The following is a 2672-nucleotide window of genomic DNA, read 5'->3' as shown; positions in this document are numbered from 1 at the left end:
TTCGCCTTACGGTGGAGCTGTGCGTAGATGTGATCAAGAGACAGCCCGCACCAGCGGCCGCAGCGCCGCGTTGAGCCCGATCAGCGCCCCCTCCCCGACACGCACCCCGCCGCCGAGCGCCGCGCCGCAGGCGACATGCACGCCGTCGCCCAGCACGCCGTCATGCTCGACGATGGCGCCGCTGTTCAGGATCGCGCCCTCCCCCACCACGGCCCGCGCGCCCAGCACCACGCGGGGCAGCACGACGCTGCCGGCGCCGATCCGCGCACTGGGGGACAGGATGGCGGAGGGATGCGCGACCACCGGCAGGGCGAAGCCCAGGTCCCGCGCGTGCCGCAGCCAGCGCAGGCGGGTGGCGTTGTGCCCGATGGCCACCACCACCGCCCCGATCCCCTCGCCGCGCAGCCGCTCCAGCAGGGTCTCGTCGCCCAGAACCGGCACGCCCAGCACCGGCGCCCGCGCGCTCCGGTCGAGGCAGCCGGCGATCTCCATCCCGCCGGCCAACCCATTGGCGGCTCCGTTGGCGGCCCCATTGGCGGCCCCATTGGCAGCACGGATGCTCTCGATCAGCGCCGCGGCATGGCCGCCGGCACCGATCAGCACGACACGGGAAGGAAGCGGGGCCTGGGTCACGCCTTCCGCTAGCCCAGTCCGCCCGCCCGTTGAAGGGCCGGCGCCGCGATCCCCGCCTCAGTGGTCGCGGTGCAGGACCCGGTTCCGGCCGGCGGCCTTGGCGCCGTACATCAGCGAATCCGCCAGCGACAGGGCGGCATCCACGCTCTCCGGCGCGTTGTGGAAGCTCACCGCCCCGATCGAGGCCGTCACCGCCCAGCCCTTCGCCCGCATCGCCGCCTCCAGCATCCGCTGCAGGCGCTCCGCCACGATCGCGGCATCCGGCTCACGGCCCGTCAGCAGCACGGCGAACTCGTCGCCGCCCAGCCGCGCCGCCATGTCCTCCCGCCGCAGGTTGTCCCACAGCACCGCCGCCAGTTCCCGCAGCACCTCGTCGCCGGTCGCGTGCCCCTCGCGGTCGTTCACCTGCTTGAACCCGTCCAGGTCGAGGTAGAGCAGGGCGAAGCCCTCGCCATGCCGGTTCAGCCGGGCGACCGCCTTGTCCAGCGCGTCCATCAGGGCCGGCCGGTTCAGCAACCCGGTCAGGGCATCGGTCATCGAAAGCCGGTGCACCCGGTTCATGGCGCGGCGGAGCTCGAGCGTGGTCATCACCGCCTCGGCCAGCCGGACCAGGATGCGCTGCCGCTCGGCGCTCATCCGCCGCGGCTTGCGGTCCAGCACGCAGAGGGTTCCCAGCACCGCCCCCTCCGGATTGACCAGCGGCACGCCGGCGTAAAAGCGGATATCCGGTGCCCCCGTCACCAGCGGGTTGCCGGCGAAGCGTGGGTCGCGGCTGGCATCGGGGATCACCAGCGGCGTCCCGGGCTCCAGGATGGCATGCGCGCAGAAGGCATGCTCCCGTGGCGCTTCCGGCGCCTCCAGCCCATGATGCGCCTTGAACCAGGCACGCTCGGCATCCACCAGCGAGACCATCGAGATGGGACTCTCCGTCAGATCCGCGGCGAGCCGGGCGATGTTGTCGAAACTGGCCTCGCAGGCCGTGTCCAGCACGTCATAGGAGCGCAGGGCCGCGAGACGGTCTTCCTCGGAAAGCGGCATCAGGTGGGGAAGCATCGCGGCGACCTCCAGCGGGATCTCATGGCGGGGCCATCCTGCCGGGCCGGGAGTCCGGGGCAGGAAAATCCAGGCGCAACTCACCAGGGCATCCACAACTATGGGTTGTTTCGGCCGCCGTGAAAATCCTCCCCCTCGCCATGCCCGTCCCGGCGCCGCGCTTCTCCCGGGATGGGTGGCTCCGCTGCCACGCCTGTTCTATCAGGTCGCCCGTTCCAGGTTCCGGAGTTACCGACGCATGACCGACACGCCGCCCGACCGCCTTTCCGTCAACCCGAAGAGCCCGCATTTCGACAAGTCCGTGCTGGAACGCGGCGTCGGCGTCCGCTTCAAGGGCGTGGACCGCAACAATGTCGAGGAATACTGCGTCAGCGAGGGCTGGGTCCGCCTGACCGTGGGCAACACGCTCGACCGCAAGGGCAATCCCATGACCATCAAGCTCCAGGGCACGGTGGAGCCCTATTTCCGCCCGCCCCAGGACTGACAACGCCCCCCTTATCGGTGCAGCGCGGCAAACGGTGGTGGCGGGATGGGAGGGAAATCGGCTAACCATCGGGAATCCATGAACCTTCACGAGATCCCGGCCCACCTCCCCTTTCTGGACGTCCTGGCCCGGGGGGTGGTGCGCCTCGCCGGGGCGGAGGATCCGGCCGCCCCGGATCCCACCATCCTGGCCCGCGCCACGATCCTGCTGCCCACCCGGCGCGCCGCCCGCAGCCTGCGCGAGAGCTTCCTGCGCGCCGCCGGACAGGTGAACGGGGCGCAGGCCCTGCTGCTGCCGCGCCTGCGCCCCCTGGCCGGGCTTTCGGTGGAGGATGCGGAGGAGCTCTCCCTCCCCGCCCTGATGGACCAGCCCCCGGCGGTGGACCCGGCGCGGCGTCTCGCGGTGCTGACCGCGCTGGTGATGCGCCTGCCGCCGAACTACGGCGGCCCCTCGCATCCCCTGTCTCTTGATCACATCTACGCACAGCTCCACCGTAAGGCGA

General features: G+C 71.3%; 3 protein-coding genes and 1 pseudogene. 2 read left to right on the top strand and 2 right to left on the bottom strand.

What is annotated here, in order from left to right; translation table 11 throughout:
* Positions 1-33: 33 nt before the first annotated feature.
* Both ROTAS13_RS22615 and ROTAS13_RS22610 read right to left on the bottom strand, forming a co-directional pair.
* Positions 34-633, bottom strand: coding sequence for a hypothetical protein (locus ROTAS13_RS22615; protein WP_075823510.1), 600 nt, complete (start codon positions 631-633; stop codon positions 34-36).
* Positions 634-690: 57 nt separating this feature from the next.
* A complete protein-coding gene (locus ROTAS13_RS22610) occupies positions 691-1686 on the bottom strand; it encodes a diguanylate cyclase (protein WP_019461676.1) in 996 nt (331 codons plus the stop codon).
* Between the two features lie 238 nt (positions 1687-1924).
* Between ROTAS13_RS22610 and ROTAS13_RS22605 the strand changes: the two genes are divergently transcribed.
* Complete coding sequence (locus ROTAS13_RS22605; protein ID WP_019461677.1) at positions 1925-2170, top strand: DUF3297 family protein; 246 nt, start codon at positions 1925-1927, stop codon at positions 2168-2170.
* Positions 2171-2248: 78 nt separating this feature from the next.
* A pseudogene (locus ROTAS13_RS22600) lies at positions 2249-2672 on the top strand (double-strand break repair protein AddB); the annotation flags it as partial.

Origin of the sequence: Roseomonas sp. TAS13 (assembly GCF_001950415.1) — a bacterium.
GTDB lineage: Bacteria > Pseudomonadota > Alphaproteobacteria > Acetobacterales > Acetobacteraceae > Roseomonas > Roseomonas mucosa.
The sequence above is the reverse complement of the archived record's forward strand: the minus strand, read 5'-3'. Positions and strand labels throughout refer to the sequence as shown.